This window comes from Pseudoalteromonas sp. SWXJZ10B (assembly GCF_015864475.1).
Taxonomy (GTDB): domain Bacteria; phylum Pseudomonadota; class Gammaproteobacteria; order Enterobacterales; family Alteromonadaceae; genus Pseudoalteromonas; species Pseudoalteromonas arctica.
In genome coordinates, this window is the sequence record NZ_JADYXD010000027.1 from 1 (window position 1) to 19487 (window position 19487).

General features: G+C 40.2%; 19 protein-coding genes. 5 read left to right on the forward strand and 14 right to left on the reverse strand.

What is annotated here, in order from left to right:
- Positions 1 to 107 precede the first annotated feature (107 nt).
- The 6 genes from hemF to I6F54_RS17790 all read right to left on the reverse strand — a co-directional run bounded on the left by hemF (position 108) and on the right by I6F54_RS17790 (position 5055).
- Entirely contained in the window at positions 108 to 1058 is a 951-nt protein-coding gene (gene hemF / locus I6F54_RS17765) for an oxygen-dependent coproporphyrinogen oxidase (protein ID WP_197142487.1), read from the reverse strand.
- Position 1059: 1 nt separating this feature from the next.
- Positions 1060 to 1623, reverse strand: coding sequence for an L-threonylcarbamoyladenylate synthase (locus I6F54_RS17770; RefSeq protein WP_004335153.1), 564 nt, complete (start codon positions 1621 to 1623; stop codon positions 1060 to 1062).
- Between the two features lie 25 nt (positions 1624 to 1648).
- Positions 1649 to 2224, reverse strand: a complete 576-nt coding sequence (locus I6F54_RS17775; RefSeq protein ID WP_197142489.1) for a DNA topoisomerase family protein — start codon at positions 2222 to 2224, stop codon at positions 1649 to 1651.
- 114 nt (positions 2225 to 2338) lie between these two features.
- The gene (locus I6F54_RS17780; protein WP_010555161.1) at positions 2339 to 2812 is read right to left on the reverse strand and encodes a DUF494 family protein; all 474 of its coding nucleotides are present in this window, start codon (positions 2810 to 2812) and stop codon (positions 2339 to 2341) included.
- A 1-nt stretch (position 2813) separates the two neighbouring features.
- A complete protein-coding gene (gene dprA, locus I6F54_RS17785; protein WP_024591289.1) occupies positions 2814 to 3905 on the reverse strand; it encodes a DNA-processing protein DprA in 1092 nt (363 codons plus the stop codon).
- Between the two features lie 31 nt (positions 3906 to 3936).
- Positions 3937 to 5055, reverse strand: a complete 1119-nt coding sequence (locus I6F54_RS17790) for a LysM peptidoglycan-binding domain-containing protein (RefSeq protein WP_010555159.1) — start codon at positions 5053 to 5055, stop codon at positions 3937 to 3939.
- Positions 5056 to 5173: 118 nt separating this feature from the next.
- Here I6F54_RS17790 and def point away from each other — a divergent pair, with 118 nt between their 5' ends.
- From def to trkA, 4 genes are all read left to right on the forward strand, one after another.
- Positions 5174 to 5677 carry a peptide deformylase gene (gene def, locus I6F54_RS17795; RefSeq protein WP_007584168.1) on the forward strand — a complete coding sequence of 168 codons (504 nt, stop codon included), beginning with the start codon at positions 5174 to 5176 and terminating at the stop codon, positions 5675 to 5677.
- A gap of 24 nt (positions 5678 to 5701) precedes the next feature.
- Entirely contained in the window at positions 5702 to 6655 is a 954-nt protein-coding gene (gene fmt / locus I6F54_RS17800) for a methionyl-tRNA formyltransferase (RefSeq protein WP_197142491.1), read from the forward strand.
- Positions 6648 to 7943: a 16S rRNA (cytosine(967)-C(5))-methyltransferase RsmB gene (gene rsmB, locus I6F54_RS17805; protein ID WP_197142493.1), complete on the forward strand. Its 1296-nt coding sequence runs from the start codon at positions 6648 to 6650 to the stop codon at positions 7941 to 7943. The genes fmt and rsmB overlap by 8 nt, the downstream gene beginning before the upstream one ends.
- An 86-nt stretch (positions 7944 to 8029) precedes the next feature.
- Positions 8030 to 9406, forward strand: coding sequence for a Trk system potassium transporter TrkA (gene trkA, locus I6F54_RS17810; RefSeq protein ID WP_004335170.1), 1377 nt, complete (start codon positions 8030 to 8032; stop codon positions 9404 to 9406).
- Between the two features lie 81 nt (positions 9407 to 9487).
- Here the strand turns inward: trkA and I6F54_RS17815 are convergent, their stop codons facing one another.
- The 8 genes from I6F54_RS17815 to I6F54_RS17850 all read right to left on the reverse strand — a co-directional run bounded on the left by I6F54_RS17815 (position 9488) and on the right by I6F54_RS17850 (position 17131).
- Complete coding sequence (locus tag I6F54_RS17815; RefSeq protein ID WP_007584177.1) at positions 9488 to 9703, reverse strand: EF-hand domain-containing protein; 216 nt, start codon at positions 9701 to 9703, stop codon at positions 9488 to 9490.
- A 77-nt stretch (positions 9704 to 9780) separates the two neighbouring features.
- Positions 9781 to 9993, reverse strand: coding sequence for a calmodulin (locus tag I6F54_RS17820; RefSeq protein WP_004335174.1), 213 nt, complete (start codon positions 9991 to 9993; stop codon positions 9781 to 9783).
- 139 nt (positions 9994 to 10132) lie between these two features.
- Positions 10133 to 10345 carry an EF-hand domain-containing protein gene (locus I6F54_RS17825; protein ID WP_004335175.1) on the reverse strand — a complete coding sequence of 71 codons (213 nt, stop codon included), beginning with the start codon at positions 10343 to 10345 and terminating at the stop codon, positions 10133 to 10135.
- 464 nt (positions 10346 to 10809) lie between these two features.
- Positions 10810 to 11469, reverse strand: coding sequence for a flagellar brake domain-containing protein (locus I6F54_RS17830; RefSeq protein ID WP_165729282.1), 660 nt, complete (start codon positions 11467 to 11469; stop codon positions 10810 to 10812).
- 44 nt (positions 11470 to 11513) lie between these two features.
- Positions 11514 to 12965 (reverse strand): TrkH family potassium uptake protein, encoded by a 1452-nt coding sequence (locus I6F54_RS17835; RefSeq protein ID WP_121953916.1) that lies wholly within the window; start codon positions 12963 to 12965, stop codon positions 11514 to 11516.
- 96 nt (positions 12966 to 13061) lie between these two features.
- Positions 13062 to 13676 (reverse strand): YigZ family protein, encoded by a 615-nt coding sequence (locus tag I6F54_RS17840; RefSeq protein ID WP_197142495.1) that lies wholly within the window; start codon positions 13674 to 13676, stop codon positions 13062 to 13064.
- An 88-nt stretch (positions 13677 to 13764) separates the two neighbouring features.
- Positions 13765 to 15087: a Xaa-Pro dipeptidase gene (pepQ, locus tag I6F54_RS17845; protein WP_024592280.1), complete on the reverse strand. Its 1323-nt coding sequence runs from the start codon at positions 15085 to 15087 to the stop codon at positions 13765 to 13767.
- A 157-nt stretch (positions 15088 to 15244) separates the two neighbouring features.
- Entirely contained in the window at positions 15245 to 17131 is a 1887-nt protein-coding gene (locus I6F54_RS17850; RefSeq protein ID WP_197142498.1) for a transglycosylase SLT domain-containing protein, read from the reverse strand.
- Between the two features lie 192 nt (positions 17132 to 17323).
- On the opposite strand from I6F54_RS17850, the gene fadB reads away from it, so the two are divergent.
- Entirely contained in the window at positions 17324 to 19483 is a 2160-nt protein-coding gene (gene fadB, locus I6F54_RS17855; RefSeq protein ID WP_197142506.1) for a fatty acid oxidation complex subunit alpha FadB, read from the forward strand.
- Positions 19484 to 19487 lie beyond the last annotated feature (4 nt).

A 19487-nucleotide genomic window follows, 5' to 3' on the forward strand; every position in this document is an offset into this window, starting at 1 on the left:
CTGATCATGACATTGAGATTTAGTTCAAAAAAATCCCCGCTAATTTCTTAGCAGGGATTTGTGTATAAGAGACAGCTTTAAGCGCCTTTTTGATTACTGTGTAATTGTTATAATTGCCATTCTCTGGCTATCAGCTCACTTGGTTTACTAGTTAGCCACTCTTGCGGGCGTAAGTAATACTGATATAGGTTAGCTTCTGGGCTACTTGGCTCTGGTTTATAGTTATATTCCCAGCGTGCAAGTGGTGGCATAGACATTAATATAGACTCTGTGCGTCCGCCACTTTGTAATCCAAATAAAGTACCTCTGTCCCATACTAGATTAAACTCTACATAACGTCCGCGACGATAAAGCTGAAAATCACGTTGTTGCTCTGTGTATTCATCATTTTTACGACGTTCAATAATAGGTATATAAGCATCTAAAAAGCCGTTACCAACCGATTGCATAAACGCAAAGCTCTTTTCAAAACCAAGTTCGTTTAAATCGTCAAAGAACAAACCGCCCACTCCGCGAGTCTCATCTCTGTGCTTTAAATAAAAGTACTCGTCGCACCAGGTTTTGTATTTTGGATAAACGTCGCTGCCAAAAGGCGCACAAATGTCGTGAGCAACTTGATGCCAATGTTGTACGTCTTCTAATACTGGATAAAAAGGAGTGAGATCAAACCCGCCACCAAACCACCATATTGGCTCTTCGCCTTCTTTTTCGGCTATAAAAAAGCGCACATTGGCATGACTTGTTGGTACATGAGGGTTTTTAGGGTGAATAACTAACGACACACCACACGCATGAAAGCTGCGCCCTGCAAGCTCTGGTCTATGTGCTGTTGCCGAACCTGGCATTGAAGCGCCAAATACGTGTGAGTAATTAACTCCGCCTTGCTCTATTACAGTACCATTTGTGGTTACACGTGTGCGACCACCACCACCTTCTGCTCGCTGCCAGTTATCTTCTATAAATTTAGCACTGCCATCTGCAGCCTCCAAACCTTGGCAAATAGTGTCTTGCAAAGCCATAAAGTATGCTTTTACTTGATCTAATAATTCGCTTTGCATATTAACCTCTAAATATTTTGCCAGTCATGGCGTCTTTTATTGTGCTTGGTTGAGTATTACCACCTAACGGCTCGTCAACGTAAAAGCCAACTTGTTCTGCAAATTGCGCTTTGGCTTGCTCAATACTAATTACTGTTTCTTGACCGGTTAAGTTTGCACTGGTTGATACTAGTGGCTTACCAAACTCTTGGCACAAACGTTTTACTGTTGGATGGTTTGTTACTCTTACTGCAATGGTATCAAACTGCCCTGTGAGCCATTTAGGCGTATTTTTAGATGCAGGCATAACCCATGTAATTGCAGCAGGCCAACTCGAAAAAATATCAGCGCGTTTATCCATTGGTATTTTTGCATCATCTACGTATTTTAATAATTGTCCGTAGTTATCAGCAATTAAAATAAGTCCTTTTTCAACCGGGCGCTGCTTAATAGCTAATAGTGCCTCAACGGCTTGTTGATTATCTGGATCACAACCTAAACCATATACAGCTTCTGTTGGGTATAAAATAACTTCGCCTTGCGTTAAGCATGTTATTGCAGTGGGCGTATTTGAAAGGTCTGACAAAGTAGTCTCCAGATATAATTAAACGTTATTCAGTTGGGGTGAGCTTATGCATGCAGCTTTTTTGTGGGCATTGCAATAATGTGCCGTTTGCCATATTTCTCTCTATGACTATGGGCCAGTTACATTCAGGACACGGGTGTTCAACCGGTTTATTATTAAGTGTGTATTTACAACTTGGATAGCAATCACAAGAATAAAATACTTTACCAAATTTATTACTGCGCGCGACTAAATGACCTTTTTTGCATTTAGGGCAACTTGGCAAAGTGTCTTCGCTTTGTTTTTCTTCATTTTCGTTAGCAATGTAATGGCACTCTGGATATCCCGTACACCCAATAAACATACCGTAGCGCCCATTTTTAACCACCAGCGGTTTGCTACACTCAGGGCATGCTGAATCTTCAAGAACTTTAATTTCGTTACTATCGTGATGTGCCAACGGCCTAATAAAATCGCATTTGGGATAACTTGCGCATCCTAAAAAAGGGCCTGATTTACTATTGCGGATCACTAACTCTGAACCACACTGTGGGCATATCTCGTATTCTTTTTCGAGGGCGTGCTTGTTCGCCGAGAAAAGCGAATGGTCGATTTTACTCATGATGATCCTAATAGGTTAGTGAATTTTCGCCTAATATACCCAAACCACTTAAAGATACAAGCAATGCCGTGCTTATCCGTTTAAGTAATTTGAGTACAATTAAGATAATTATCTCTAATGAAGAAGTTCGCTGGGTTCATCAAAAATCAAATCTTCCATTTGCTCATATGCCTCTTCAGAGCCAGGAACATTAAACAAAATCATAAGTACAATCCATTTTAAATCTTCTAGGCTTATGGTTGGTTTATCTAGTGAGGCTAAACAGTCCATTACCATCTCACGAGTTACATTGTTAATTACGCCTATTTGCTCAATAAACATTAAAAAGCCACGACACTCAGCACTGAGCCTTTGGCATTCACTATCGGTAAATATACGCACAGCATCTTTAGGGTTAGTAATAAGATAAGGAGACTCGTCACTGTGTTGTAAATCGGCGAGTTGCTCTAACCAATCGAGTGCTTTAAATATCTCAGGCTTATTAAAGCCCGCGCGCAGTAGCTCATCGGTTAATTCATTTTGCTCTGCAAATATATCCGCTTCGCTATGAATGTAATTTTCAAAAAGATATAAAAGAATATCAAACATATTACCTTCCTGCGCTCAACTTAATATAACCATCTAACACTCGCTCAATCTGATCGTCTAATTCTAAATCGAGCAACCTCGCGAGCACTTTGTCTATTGGCCACTGTGCGCGACGTACAATGTCGTCTACGCTGGTGACTTCAAAGCCAATACTATTTAACACTTCGCATTGAGAATTTGCCTGAATAGGCTGCTCTTTGTTACATACATTATTGTCGTAAGTAAAACTCACCTCATCAAGAATGTCAGCCACGTTTTCTACCAGCTTAGCACCTTGCTTTATTAAAAAGTGACTTGCCTGCGCTAACGGGTTTTTAATAGAACCCGGTACTGCAAATACCTCTTTATTTTGTTCAAGCGCATAACGTACTGTAATTAACGAACCGCTTTTAATTTCAGCCTCAACAATAAGCACTCCCAACGATAACCCAGAAATAATACGATTTCGGCGCGGAAAGTTATGCGCATGAGCAGCTGCCCCTGGTAAAAACTCACTCACCAACAGGCCGCTTTCTAAAACTTGGTCTGTTAATAGTTTATGGCGTTTAGGGTAGTAAATATCAACCCCAGTACCAAGCACCGCTATGGTTTTACCCGTACCAGCAAGAGAGCCCTTATGTGCTGCTCCATCTATTCCCCGTGCCATACCTGAGGTAACTGTAATACCCGCTAAAGTTAACTCGTATGCAAATTCTGATGCTATTTCAAGCCCGGTAGGTGTGGCATTACGACTTCCTACAATTGCAATTTGTGGAGTAGATAATAACGAGACATCTCCCCTACAAAATAGTAATAAAGGCGCACTAGCAATCTGTCGGAGATCTTCTGGATAAAGCGCATCAAAAATACAGACAACGGTAATGCCCTGCTGCGCAATTAGTTGCTCATAATGGCTGACTTGTTGCCAATTGGTGTTGAGTAAATTACTCGCTTGATTAGCGGTTAATCCAAGCTGTAAAAGCTTGTCATGAGATAAGTCGAATAACGACCCAAGGGAATAGTTTGTAGATAGTGCTAAAAGGGTTTTGATACCCAACCCTTTACACATATAAAAGGCAAGCCAGTGGGCTAGCTTGCCAGATGACTGATCCATGCTCTCTCCTAGAGCACCGACTCGCTACTTCTTAATGAATAACTGCAATATCTCCAATGCGAATTGGGTGCTGGTTTTTAGTTATTAATGCATAACTTATTTTGTCATACACTTTAAAGACAATTAGCTCGCCAACTTTTTCTTTAGGCATAGTCCACGTTGTGCTCTCTTCGTCAGACTCATCACCAAATAATTGGCTCACATCAGATAAAAGCTTCTCGTATTTACTAGAATCTTCTGGATAACGAGGGCCACGAGGACCATCAATAACCGTTGGCGATTGACGCTCTAGATCTAATACATGACCCGCTTCTATGTTTTGTTCACTGCCTAAGTTTAGCACTACAACATCCATTGTGCTGAATTCTCTAACTTGTCGTGGGGAAGCAATAATATTCCCTGTTACAGGCTCAGAAGGACGGTGAATATTAAAGTACGCAGGAAGCATTTGACCTTCCATTGCCGGCATTAAAAAATCGCCTTGCTGAATTTCTCGTTTAACAGACTCAACACGTAATGACGAAGGCACGCCATTGTGTTCATCACCCGCTCTAAACGCACGTGCGATACCCACGTAAGATGCACGCGTTGCTAACACTTCACCGGTTAAATCGGTGTAAGGGTCACCTTTATGGTAAATGGCATATGCTTTATGTACTTGTAAGTCGCCTTTAACATATAAAATATGGCCTAACGTTTGTGTTTTAGTATTTTCGTTAGCACCTAAAATATAAGGTTTGCCTTTAATATCGTCACTGTTCATTGCTTGCTCGTAACTGATATACGGTTTGATCATTTCAAGCGGCAAAGTAGTAATAGCATTACGCCCTTTTGGTGTAATACGACCCTGAGGAGATAGCTTTCTATATCCTTTATTAATCACTAAACGTGGGTTTCCATCTGCATCGTATATCAGCGCTAATGCATCACCGGGGTAAATTAGGTGCGGGTTGTCAATTTGTGGATTCATTTGCCAAAGTTCAGGCCATAGCCAAGGCTCATCTAAATAGATGCCAGAAATATCCCAAAGTGTATCGCCTTTTTTTACAACATACTGTTTTGGTGCATCTTTTTTTATTTTAAGCACGTCAGCAATTGCGGGAAACGCAGCACTTAACGTAAGCATGATTGCAAGTAATGGAGATTTCATTGAGCTTCCTTGTATTGTTTTTTCATTATTATTGCCCAAAACCTGTTAAAGGTGAACGCGAATGGCTAAAATAAGAGCATACAATACCCTAAATTAAGCACAAGTGAAAAAGGTAACTATGGCTAGGTTAGAAGTTTTAAGATTTCCAGATGAACGTTTACGTACTATAGCAAAAGATGTTGCACAAGTTGACGACACAGTACGCCAAATTGTAAAAGACATGCTAGAGACAATGTACGATGAAAATGGCATTGGACTTGCGGCCACGCAAGTAGATATTCATCAACGAATCGTTGTTATTGATGTATCAGAAGAGCGCGATGAGCCACTGGTATTAATTAATCCACAAATCATTAAAAAAGACGGCTCTACCGTTAGCGAAGAAGGCTGTTTATCAGTACCTAACTCGTATGCAAAAGTAGACCGCGCTGAAACAGTAACAGTCGCTGCACTTAACGAAAACGGTGAAGAGTTTGTACTAGATGCAGATGAATTACTGGCTATTTGTATTCAACACGAACTAGATCACCTTCAAGGTAAGCTGTTTATTGATTACTTATCTCCATTAAAGCGCCAACGTATTCGTAAAAAGCTTGAAAAAGAAGCTAAATTTGCAGATTAGTAATAAGTACCTTAGGAAAACTCAGTGACTCAACCATTACGCATTATATTTGCCGGTACGCCGGACTTTGCAGCACGTCATTTACAAGCGCTGATACAAAGCGAACACCAAATAGTGGGTGTATATAGCCAGCCAGATCGCCCTGCAGGTCGTGGTAAAAAATTAAAAGCCAGTGAAGTGAAAGCGCTAGCGCTTGAGCACAACTTACCGGTTTTTCAGCCACAGTCATTAAAAAATGATGAAGCACTAGCTGAGCTAACAAGCTTAAACGCCGACATTATGATTGTTGTAGCGTATGGCTTAATTTTACCTAAAGCAATTTTAGATGCTCCAAAATTAGGTTGTCTAAACGTACATGGTTCTATTTTACCGCGCTGGCGCGGTGCTGCACCTATTCAACGCGCAATTTGGGCAGGCGATGAGCAAACTGGCGTAACAATAATGCAAATGGATGAAGGGCTAGATACCGGCGATATGCTACATATAAGCCGCTGCCCTATTAGCGCCACCGAAACAAGCGAAAGTTTATATACAAAACTTGCTGAGCTAGGCCCAGACGCGTTGATTGAAACCATTAATAAATTAGCAAATAGCGAGATCACGCCTGAGCCTCAAAATGATGAACTTGCTAACTACGCTAAAAAGCTTTCTAAAGAGGAAGCTAATATCGACTGGTCAATGAGTGCGCTGCAAATTGAGCGAAACATTCGCTCTTTTAATCCATGGCCAGTGTGCTTTACCCAAATGGGTGGGCAAACAGTAAAGATTTATCAAGCGCAGGTTGTGCAGCAATTAGGTGATCCTGGGCAAATTTTATCAAGCGACAAAAATGGTGTAGTAGTAGCATGTGGCGAACATGCTTTATGTATTACGCAATTACAACCGCAAGGTAAAAAACCAATGGCAATTAACGACTTTTTAAATGGTCGTAGTGACTGGGTTACTCCTGGCACAATATTAGGCGAAAACAATGAGTAATGTTCCAAACGTACGAGCGCTTGCCGCTGAAACTTTATATAACGTAGTTGATAAAGGCGCATCGCTTAATCAAGAACTTCCATTTGCAAGCCAAGGCTTGCCGCCTAAAGATAAAGCGCTGCTACAGCAAATTTGTTACGGCGTTTTACGCTACTTACCTAGCCTCGAAAATTACTGCCAACACTTAGTAGAGCAGCCATTAAAAGGTAAACGTAGAATATTTCAGTTTTTATTATATGTAGGTATTTATCAGTTACAGCATATGCGCGTACCACCACATGCTGCCATTTCAGAAACGGTAAACGCACTGGCTCAACTGCGCGCTTTAGGATTAAAAGGGCTAATAAACGCCATTTTACGTAGTTTTCAGCGCCAACAAGCAGAGCTTGAAGAAAAAGCAAAGCTGATCCCTGTGTGCTTATACAACCACCCAAATTGGTTTATCAAACAAGTTAAAGAAGCCTATCCAGATAGCTGGGAAGAGATACTTGCAGAAAACCAACAACAAGCACCTATGTGGTTACGTGTAAATCAATCGCAATTTAGTACGCAAGAATACAGCGATATGCTTAGCGCTAACGACATTGAACATACCTTAAACCCGGACTTTATAGATGGGATTAAGCTTGCCAAACCACGCGATGTATTTTCATTGCCCGAGTTTGATACGGGTGCATGTTCAGTACAAGATGCAGCAGCCCAACTTGCAGCACGCTTTTTAGAACCTAAAGCAGATGACTACATTTTAGATGCCTGTGCAGCACCTGGCGGTAAAACATGTCATATATTAGAGCTTGCTGATGCAGAAGTACTTGCACTTGATAGCGACGCAACTCGCCTTGAACGTGTTAAGCAAAACTTAACGCGTATTGGCTTAGGTGCAGACCTACAATGTGGCGATGCTTCACAGCCACATACTTGGTGGGACGAAAAGTTATTTGATCGTATTTTGCTTGATGTGCCTTGTTCAGCTACTGGCGTAATTCGCCGTCACCCTGATATAAAATGGTTACGTCGCGCATCAGATATCGAAGACTTATCTAAGTTACAAAACGATATTCTTGATAGCATTTGGCCACTGTTAAAACCAGGTGGCACATTGGTATATGCTACGTGTTCGGTTCTTCCACAAGAAAACCAACAGCAAGTTGCTAAGTTTTTAGCCAATAACGATGATGTAGAACATATACCTCTACACGAAAATGATACCGTAACAACTCCTGGTTTGCAGTTACTGCCCGGTGAAAGTGATGGATTTTATTACGCTAAGCTAGTTAAAAAAGCCTAATAGCCGTACACTAAATAGTTAGCCATTTATGAAACATTAAATGGCTATTTTTTTAATTAAATTATGATCAATACCACGGGTAAATAATGAAAATAATTATACTCGGTGCCGGGCAAGTTGGTGCTACGCTTGCTGAAAACTTAGTTGGCGAACAAAACGAAATTACCGTTGTTGATATAGACGGTAACCGATTACGTGAACTTCAAGATAAGTACGACTTACAAGGGGTTATGGGCCACAGCGCGCATCCTGATGTATTACGCCGTGCAGGCGCTGAAGATGCCGATATGATTATAGCAGTAACCAGTTCAGATGAAGTGAACATGGTTGCATGCCAAGTGGCGTACAGTATTTTTAAAACGCCCACTAAAATTGCCCGCATTCGCTCAGAGCAATATTTAAAATACCGCGAAAAACTATTTCAAAACGATGATTTACCAATCGATCATTACATTGCCCCCGAAGCACTGGTCACTAAGTATATTCGCCGTTTAATTGACTACCCTGGTGCTCTGCAAGTATTGCAGTTTGCCGATGGCATGCTCTCGTTAGTAGCCGTAAAAGCTTACTATGGGGGTTTATTAGTAGGTTATGCGTTATCTGCACTTAAAGAACATATTCCTAATGTAGAAACTCGTGTTGCCGCTATTTATCGTCAAGGTAAAGCAATCAAACCACTGGGTACCACCGTTATTGAAGCCGATGACGAAGTATTCTTTATTGCCGCTACAAAACATATACGTGCGGTAATGAACGAGCTACAAAAACTTGAGCGTTCGTACAAAAAAATTATGATAGCTGGTGGCGGTAACATTGGGGCAGGCCTTGCCCGCTCACTTGAAAAAAACCACACCGTTAAACTAATTGAACGCAGTAAAGAACGTGCCGAGCAACTCTCAGAAATGCTCGACAACACGGTCGTTTTTTGTGGTGACGCATCTGATCAAGAACTGCTCTCAGAAGAGCATATTGAACAAGTCGATGTATTTATTGCCGTAACTAACGACGATGAAGCAAACATTATGTCGGCCATGCTTGCAAAACGTATGGGAGCACAAAAAACCATGGTACTTATTCAACGTGGAGCTTACGTTGATTTGGTACAAGGCGGCGAAATAGATATTGCCATATCGCCACAACAAGCAACTATATCAGCGTTATTAACGCACGTACGCCGTGGTGATATTGTTAACGTGTATTCACTGCGTAAAGGTGCGGCAGAAGCTATTGAAGCCGTTGCCCATGGTGATGAAAACACATCTAAAGTGGTTGGTCGTGCGATTGCCGACATAAAACTTCCTGCAGGTACAACCATTGGGGCAATAGTACGTAATGACGATGTGTTGATAGCTCACGATGATACAATTATTATGTCGGGCGATCATGTCATCATGTTTTTAATCGACAAAAAACACATTACCGTTGTAGAAAAACTATTCCAAGTAAGTGCTATATTCCTTTAACTAGTTACTCTAATTAGTTAATTTAATACACAAAAAAGCCGCTGATTAAGGCGGCTTTAATGGAGTATGCTTAAATATTGATTACTGTACTTTTGAAAACTCTTCTTTAGAGATTTCACCATTACCATCAGTATCCAAATCATCAAAAATCTTTACAAGCTGAGGGTTAACCTTCGCTTCTTCCATTGTAATAGCACCGTTACCATCTGCATCAAAAGAGGCAAAATCTACTGCGGCATATGCTGCTGATGAAGATGCTAAAACGATAACTGCAAGTGTTGTATTTAATGTTTTCATAATAATATTCCTAGTAATATGGGAAGTCCTTTTCAAAGATCCCTGACTGTGAAAAATGTTTAATCTGAAAAGATTAATTAGTAATTAGCGAATTCTTCTTTAGAAAGCTCGCCGCTACCGTCGGTATCTAGCTCAATAAATTCAGCCATTAAATCTGTATCGACTGCCGCTTCGCTTGGGCTAATTGTGCCGCTACCATCGATATCAAGGCTGTCAAAATCTGATGCTGCAAATGCAGCGGAAGAAGATGCTAGTACTATAAGTGCTAATGCTTTATTTAAATGTTTCATAACTTAATCCTTCAATGTTCTATCAAAAAAATTGCTTCGTTTAACTTAAAACGTAATTTTTCACTTCCTTGTTATCCTCTTTCGTAAGCTCCCTTGCCTACTTAGGTGTCTTTGGCAACTCAGGATAAATACTTTTTAATTAAGCTTCTGAAAATTCTTCTTTTGATAACTCACCATTTTGGTCAGTATCAAGCTCAGAAAACATGCTCATTAGCTTTGCATCTACTGATGCTTCTGCTTGGCTAATTGTGCCACTGCCGTCTACATCCAGTGTGTCAAAATCTGTTGCAGCAAAAGCGGCTGAAGAAGATGCAATAGCGATAAGTGCTAAAGTTTTATTAATGCTTTTCATAATATGTATCCTTCAAATTTATGTGTGTGCGATTAAGTATTTCACTTTGAATCACGATTTCGTTCAGTACACTTAGACTATTACAACTTAGATGCCAACATTTAAAAGCTATTAATTTTCAATAAGTTAAATATAAAACGTACAACAAGAAGGCGTTTTTAGAATAGTTATTGTTGCCCTTTAGCAACACGTTTTAAAGAGATGACATTAAAGTCATTAAAAACATATAGTTATGTTTATATAAAAAGATACATTTTTAAGTGTACGGTTTTAAAAGGAGGGATTTTAAAGAATAATTGAGATAAATTTTAACGAGGAAGCTTTAATAACAAAAAATAAGCTGTAAAAAATAATACGTAATCAGTTGTTTTATTTAAATAATAATTTTAATTATGAAAGAGAAAAAAACATTTTATAAATACTGACGTAAAATGCCTTTTTGTTGCAAATAAGCGAAAACCTATTTATTCAACGGTAGGCTCAAGCGCAGAAGGGTCTATAAAATGCTCTTTCATAAAGGCTTTCATTTCATCCTCGCTTGCTAGTAGCTTAATTCCACAGTGCACACCTGCGGCATGCTCTTTAACACTGCAAATTTCACCTTCAAAATCTTTATCACTGCTATTAAGTACGACAGTGCATTGCATATCTTTAATACTTTCAACTTGCTGATCGCCTCTAATATCAAACATTACACCAGTGAGTGAAATGTCTTTAATAAGGCCTTCAAGTACCCTATCGTCACTTAGTTTTAGCTTTGCAGGTAATAAGGTAGGTATGCGTGTTTGTGAGCGTAGCGCAAATAACTGCACTTGCTTTGGAAAGTTTATAAACACGAGTTTAGCGGGATGAGAGGCTACCGACATAATTTGCTGGCGAAACGCAATAACTTGCCCACCACTACCTTCAATAAGCGCTCTTACAACAACCATTACGCCATCACGTAAATAGTCACTCGCCACAGGTAAACGCTTTGCATTGGGATAATTTAAAATAATAAACTGTTTATCGAGTAAACCAACTAATTCAGTTTTAACACGCTTACTGCTTGTAGGTGTTAATATTTCTAGGTCGACTAAGCTGCCTACACTTATATGCTTTAGCTTTTCTAAATTTGTTGGCATATCCCTTTCCCACTAACTTGTATTTTAAAATTCAAATGGCTCGTTTAACCACGCCAAAATGTAGGCGTAAATAGTACTAATAAAGTAAATATTTCTAAACGACCAAACACCATTGCAATGGTAAGCAACCATTTAGCACCATCGGTTATAGCGCCATAATGCGATGCTACATCACCCAGACCTGGACCTAAGTTATTTAAACAAGCCGCAGTGGCTGAGAACGCAGTTATGTTATCCATACCAGTGCCCATAAGCGCTAACATAATAATAATAAACACCAACGCATACGCAGAGAAAAATCCCCACACGGCTTCTACTACTTTGTCTGGCAACGCCTTTCGACCCAGCTTGATTGAATATATAGCCCGTGGGTGCACCAAACGATTAAGCTCACGCACACCCTGCAAGTACAGTAAGAACACGCGCACTACTTTCATACCACCACCAGTAGAGCCTGCACAACCACCAATAAAGCTCGAAAATATAAGTAAAATAGGTAAAAACAAAGGCCATGTTGAAAAGTTATCAGTAGCAAAGCCTGCTGTTGTACTCATAGAAACAGCTTGAAATAATGCCTGATCGAGGGTTTCATCGCCATTAGCAAATATTTCATTAGAGGAAAGTACGGTAAAACAAATAACCACCAGCGCTAATTGAATACACAAAAACACCTTAAACTCAGGGTCTCGAATATAAACTTGTACGTTTCGACTCGCCACTGCAGCGTAGTGCAGGGAGAAGTTAACAGCGGCAATAATTAAAAAGAACACACAAATAAAGTTAATTACAGGGCTGTCAAAGTGCCCCATGGAAGCATCGTAAGTAGAAAAACCACCTATCGCGACCGTTGAGAATGCATGACATATCGCATCAAACCACTCCATCCCTGCTGCCCAATAAGCCAGCATACAAGCAATAGTCAGCGACACATAAATATACCAAAGGTGCTTTGCTGTATCGGCAATTCGCGGGGTCATTTTGGAATCTTTTACAGGCCCAGGTATTTCAGCGCGATATAACTGCATACCACCAACACCTAGCATGGGGAGTATAGCGACAGCGAGTACGATTATACCCATACCGCCAAACCACTGGAGTTGCTGGCGATAAAACAACACCGACTTAGGTAAGTACTCAATACCGGTAAGTACTGTAGCGCCGGTGGTTGTTAAGCCAGAGAATGCTTCAAACACCGCATCGGCGAGCGATAAATTAGGTTCTTGTAAAAATATAAGCGGCAAGGACGCAAACGCCCCAAGTACCAGCCAAAACAAAACAACAATTAAAAAGCCTTCACGTGCTTTTAAGTCACCGTTTTCATGGCGGTTTGGGTAGTAAGCCATCATGCCAATAACAACACTAAAGATAAATGCTAAAACAAAAGGAACACCACCACCGTCTTTATATATTAGAGACACTAGTGCCGGGGGCACCATGGTAATACTAAACAGCGCAACAAGTTGGCCAAGAATTTTTATGATGGTACGAAATTGCATTTAGCTTGTCGCTTTTATTATTAGTAAATTCAGGCTGAGTAGTATCAACCAAATTAAATAGAGTCAGTATGCATTACATGCAATTTGTGTAGGTTATTACTCTTTAATAGTTAACTCAACTGCGCCGTGACTTAAATCAAAAATATCTTTGATTGCTTGCTGAGCTTCGCGGCTATCTATAGTAATGACCCATTCAATATTAGCAGTAAATTGCTTATCAATATTAAGCACTTGATACTTTGTTTTTAATAACTGTTCTATAGCACCTTGCATGCTGTATTCACTACACCCAGTAATTTCAACACTGGGAACTTTAAGTACCGTTTGCAATTTTACTAATGCATTATTTAATGAGCCACCATAAGCACGTACTAATCCGCCCGTGCCTAATTTTATTCCGCCAAAGTAACGTGTAACTACAGCTGTTATTTCGCCAAGGCCTGAACCCACCAACACATTTAACATAGGCTTTCCTGCCGTGCCATTTGGTTCACCATCGTCCGAAAAACCATAAACATGGCTGCCACCGGGGTTGCCTGCCACATGTGCCCAGCAGTTATGACGGGCATCGCTATACTTTTCTTCAATGCTTTTAATAAATGCTTTAGCTGAATTTAAATCGGGGGTATGTGCAATGTGAACTATAAACGTACTTTTTTTAATTTCTTCTTGATGAAAAACGTCAGCAGCGGGATATTTATATTCAGACATATTTTAAACTTGTAAAAAGGGGGCCAAAAGGCCCCTTTAAATAATGTACGTATTTTAACGTGTATAAACTAATTAGTGTTAACTAGAATTAATCGAGCGCTAAATCTCGTGTCATATTTTCTAAGCTATCTTCGTGAACAATAATGTTATCTTCAATACGAATACCGCCAAATGGTTTAAATGACTCAACCTTTTCCCAATTAATAAACTGCTTATTATCGGTTTGTGCTAAATCACCAAGCAGTGAATCAATAAAATATAAGCCTGGCTCAATGGTAAACACTTGGTTTTTTTCAATCAGGCGAGTACAACGCAAAAATGGATGACCTTCAGGCGATGGTTGATGTGCGCCCTTTTCGTCACTCATAAAACCGCCCATATCATGTACTTGTAAACCAAGATGATGCCCTAGCCCATGTGGGAAGAAAGTAGAGGTAATTTTACGCTCAACAATTTCCTCAGCGGGTAGGTTAACAATTTTAAAGTCACTGAGTATTTGTGCGATACGATTATGGCACTCAACATGTAAGTCACCATAAAGCATACCCGGCTTTAAACCTTTACCTAGTTCTATTTGTTGAACTGTCATAGCTTGTACAAGCTCAGCAAACTCACCCTGCTTTTTAAAATCATACGTACGAGTAATATCAGCAGCATAACCATTAAAGTTTGCACCAGCATCAATTAAAAATGAGTTATGAGTGTGTGGCGCTTTTGGATCAAAGTGCGTGTAGTGCAAAATAGCGCAGTTTTCGTTAAGCGCAACAATGTTGCCGTACGGCATTTCATTTTCGCTTTGACGTGTTGCCATTAAGTACGCTTGCTGAATATCGAACTCGCTACCACCATTAAAGAATGTGTCGCGTGCAGCTTTATGCCCATCTACTGCAATGCGGTTAGCGTTGCGTAAACATTCAAGTTCGTACTGCGTTTTATAAGCGCGGTGGTAATGAAAATAGTTAAGTACAGGCTCAGGGTTCATAATACTAAAACCAAGTGCTTGCGCTACTTCAATATATTCGCCCATGTAAGCGTATTTAGCTTTGTCGTATGGTAATAACTTTTCAACTTGATCAGGCTGAAGTAATAGCTCTATATCAAAGTACTCAGCCCAAAAGTCGCGAGGCTCGTCTGGTACTTTATGCCAAAAATCTACTGGACGATAAAATATTAGTTTTGGTTTGTCGCTGCCATTTACCACAATCCAGCAATGAGGATTATCAATAACCGGTAACCACGCTTTAAACTGTGGATTAACTTTAAATGGATAATACATATCATCTAAAAACTGGCGCTTAGCTTGGCCTGAATGAATTACTAATCCTTCTAACCCTTCGCTATTACAAATTGTACGAGTACGCTGTTGCAGTGTTGCAATATGTTCGGCGTATAAAACGGCTAATTTATCCATTGTTAATCCATCTGTTAAATTTAACTTGCTCTGAGTCTACCACTTAAACACTAAGCGCTCAAAAAAGGGGGATATTTAACATGTAAACATCCCCCTTATTAATACCTATACCTATCGTGTTAAGTTATTGGTCGATTGGTCGATTGGTATCATATATTCAACCGCCCATTTTCATTTCGAGTAGCGGCGCTAATACATTACCTTCTCGGCCCATTCTTGTATGGTAAACCTGTCTGTACGCAAATACATTTTTTACGTAATCACGGGTTTCGCGATACGGAATAAGCTCTACCCATAACTCAGCCGGAATAGCGTCATCAGGTAACCAACGCTTTATACGGTGATAACCCGCATTATAAGAAGCTGTTGCCAGCACTTCATTGCCATGGTTTTTCTTTTTTAAGTATTGTAAGTAACTCGTACCCAACCTAATATTTGTTTTAGGTTGATATAAACGACTACTTGTCATACTGCCTTTATTTACATACTCAGCAGTACTAGGTAATAACTGCATTAAACCACGTGCATTAGCATGCGAGCGTGCATCTGGCGCAAAAGAGCTTTCGCGCCTTGCAATAGCAATACTCCAGGCAACATCTATCTTGCTACGTTTACTGTAGCGCTCAAAAACATCTTGAAACGCAAACGGAAAACGTTGCTCTACGTTATCCCACGCTTTAATTTTTGCTAAAGTAAAAATAGTACTGTCGTGCCAACCTAAATCGGTAGATAGTTGTGATGCTGCTAGCTTTTCTTCATCGCTAGACGTATCCGTTAAATAATTCCACTCACGGCGCGCCGACGTAAAGCGCTCAATATCATAAAGTGCTTTTGCACGCTTAAAGCCAGGTGCATTACTTACTTTATCTACAAGCACCTTATCGACTGCTAAAGGTTGATTATTTAAATCAACGGGCAAACCTAAACGTGCTGCTGCTAAAAAGCCGTAATAATCACGATTAGCCGCTACTTTTTTCCAAATATCGTCTGCTTTTTGTTGCTCGCCACGTTTAGCATAGCTATAAGCTAACCAATATTGCTGGCCAAGGCTTAAATCCTCTTTTCCTGTAAAAAACGCAGCAATCCCTTCCCAATCTTGGGTTTTGAGCATATTGCCCAGTTGCCATTGAATAAGCTTGCTGTCTAATCGCTCTTTCGGCACTTTATTTAGCCAAAAGCTCGCTTGCTTATGCCCGCTTGAAGCAAGTGACAACGCAAAGGTGTAATACACACCCGCTTTTTCTTCATCACTGTACTTAAATATTTTTTCTAACTTTTCCCATGCCTTCAAAGCAAGCTCTTTATCGCGCCATATTAAACGCTTAACACCATAAAGTGCTATTTGGCCTTCTTTAGCTGACTTATTTTTATATCTATATAATCCAGCTGCAGCGCTTGGATCTTTACGTACTTTTAAATATAAATCTGCTAAGTAGCTTTCATTTTTAGGTAACAGCGTTTTTAAATAAGGTAGTAAGCTTTGCGTACCGCCATCAGCGGCAAGTGTAACGCGCTTCCAAACGGTTTCTTCTTTCATGTAGCCTTTTTTACGCCACTGTGAAAATAAACTATCGCACTCATTTGGCTGGGACTTACCCACAGCCCATAGGTCGGTTACCTGATTAAATATTGCTTTTTCAGGTGCGCCCAAATCAAGCTGAAAATCTAAATAAGTACAGGTAAGCCCAGTATTAGACGTTTCACGGTAATTACGAATATAAGCTGCTTTTTTATTTTGCTTTTTTAAATACTCTAACCATGCTTTACGTACCGGCCACTCAAGCGGAGTATGTTGATATATGTTTAAATAGTCTTCTATCTCGGCTTGATACTTAATATTTGGATGGCGCTGCCAATATGTTTTTTCAACGTAAGGTTTCAACGGATGATTTAAGCCACTAACCGCTTCTTTAAAGTCTTGGTAGCTTCCGTACCTTACTTTTTTTTCGGCATCTAAAAAGGCATCGTTATCGATACTTGCCTCGGCAGAGTGAAGAGGGAAAATGAATGCAGCTGCCGCAACACTTAGTAAATATTTTTTCATAATGTCCTTTAATAAAAATTAAAGTAGTGAATAAAAACTTTTCAACCACCTTAGCACCAAACCAGCTATATTTTAACCAGTCGATTGTAACCGAGTTAAATTTTTCGTTGCATTTTTAATTTAAAGCAAGCACACTGATTGAAATGCAAACTCATCGTACCAGTCTTAGTTCGTCAACTAGGGAGAATAATAATGTTATATAAAAGCGATTCCTTTGAAGTTAGCTTCCTAAAGGAAAACATCGCCGAGTTTAAGTTTTGTGTTGCAGGTTCTGTAAACACATTATCTCAAAAAACTCTTTCAGATTGCGCGGCAGCATTAAAAGAATTAGCCGCTAATACTGATATCAAAGGCATGATTTTTACCAGTGATAAAGAGCACTTTATTATTGGTGCCGATATCTTCGAATTTTTACCAACGTTTACTAAACCAGAAGCAGAACTAGTAACGTGGATCAAAAACGCAACAGACGTTTTTGATGCAATCGAAGATTTACCATTCCCAACCCTAACCGCTATAAACGGTATGGCACTTGGCGGTGGTTGTGAGTGGGCACTTGCTACCGATTATCGTATAGCAAGCGAAACAGCTAAAATGGGCCTACCAGAAGTTAAGCTTGGCATAATGCCAGGGTTCGGTGGCACAGTGCGCTTACCACGTATCATTGGCGCCGATAACGCAATGATGTGGATTACCTCTGGCGCAGAAAATCGCGCAGCAGATGCCCTTAAAGTAGGTGCATTTGACGCGGTAGTTAGTACTGACAAACTTTTAGAGTCAAGTGTATCAACGCTTGAGCTAGCGATTTCTGGCAAGCTAGATTGGCAAGCAAAACGTAACGTAAAACTACAGCCACTTAAATTAAACCGTGTTGAGCAAGGCATGAGCTTTGCTATGGCAGAAGGTATGGTAATGGGTAAAACCAAAGGCCACTATCCTGCACCGGTTATGGCTGTACGTACTATTAAAGCAGCGGCAAACTGTACTCGCGATGAAGCAATGGCAATCGAAAATGCTAACTTTGCTAAATTAGCACGTACACCAGAAGCAGCTGCACAGACAGGTATATTCCTAGCTGACCAATACATTAAAGGTAAAGCACGTAAATTTGCTAAACAAAGCGATGTAGAAATTAAACAAGCCGCTGTATTAGGGGCTGGTATTATGGGTGGCGGTATTGCATACCAGTCTGCTTATAAAGGCACACCTATTATAATGAAAGACATCCAACAAGATGCGCTTGATTTAGGTATGGGTGAAGCGTCTAAGTTATTAGGCGCAAAAGTTAAGCGTGGCCACATGCCAATGGAAAAAATGTTGGCAACACTTAGCAAAATTAAGCCAACACTTAACGCGTCAGACCTACAAAGTGCCAACATTATTGTTGAAGCCGTTGTAGAAAACCCTAAAGTTAAGCAAGCAGTACTCGCTGATCTTGAAAAGACCATGCCAGAAGGTACGGTACTTACTTCAAACACATCAACTATTTGTATTGATTTACTAGCACAAGCGCTAGATAAGCCAGAAAACTTCTGTGGTATGCACTTTTTCAACCCTGTGCCAAAAATGCCATTAGTAGAAATTATCCGTGGCGCAAAAACCTCAGATAAAACAATTAATGCAGTAGTTGATTACGCACTTAAATTAGGTAAATCACCAATTGTTGTTAACGATTGCCCAGGCTTTTTTGTAAACCGTGTTTTATTCCCTTACTTTGCAGGTTTTAGCAAATTAGTGGTTGAAGGCGCTAACTTTGCAAAAGTAGATAAAGTAATGGAAAACGTATTTGGCTGGCCTATGGGTCCGGCTTACTTACTTGATGTTGTAGGTATTGATACAGCGTTCCATTGTACTGGCGTAATGGCTGACGGTTTCCCTGAGCGTATGGCTCGTGCTGATAAAGACCCTGTAACTATTTTTGCCAACGAAAAACGTTTTGGTCAAAAGAACAAAGCCGGTTTTTACAAATACGAAACAGATCGTCGCGGTCGTCTTAAAAAGTCTCATGACGAGACAGCAGTTGAGCTACTAAGCCCAATTACAGACGCACCAAAAGAATTTGATAAACAAGAAATCATCGACCGTTGTATGATTCCAATGATTAACGAAGTGCTACTGTGTTTGCAAGAAGGCATAGTTGCCTCGCCGCAAGAAGCAGATATGGCATTAGTTTACGGTGTTGGTTTCCCTCCATTTAGAGGCGGCGCGTTCCGTTACTTAGATCAAACTGGTTTAGCCAACTTTGTTGCAGCAGCAGACAAATACGCTCACCTAGGTGCGATTTACCAAGTATCTGAGCAAACTCGCAAGTGGGCCGAAGAAGGTCGTGTTTTCTATAAGGTGGAAGGTTAATATC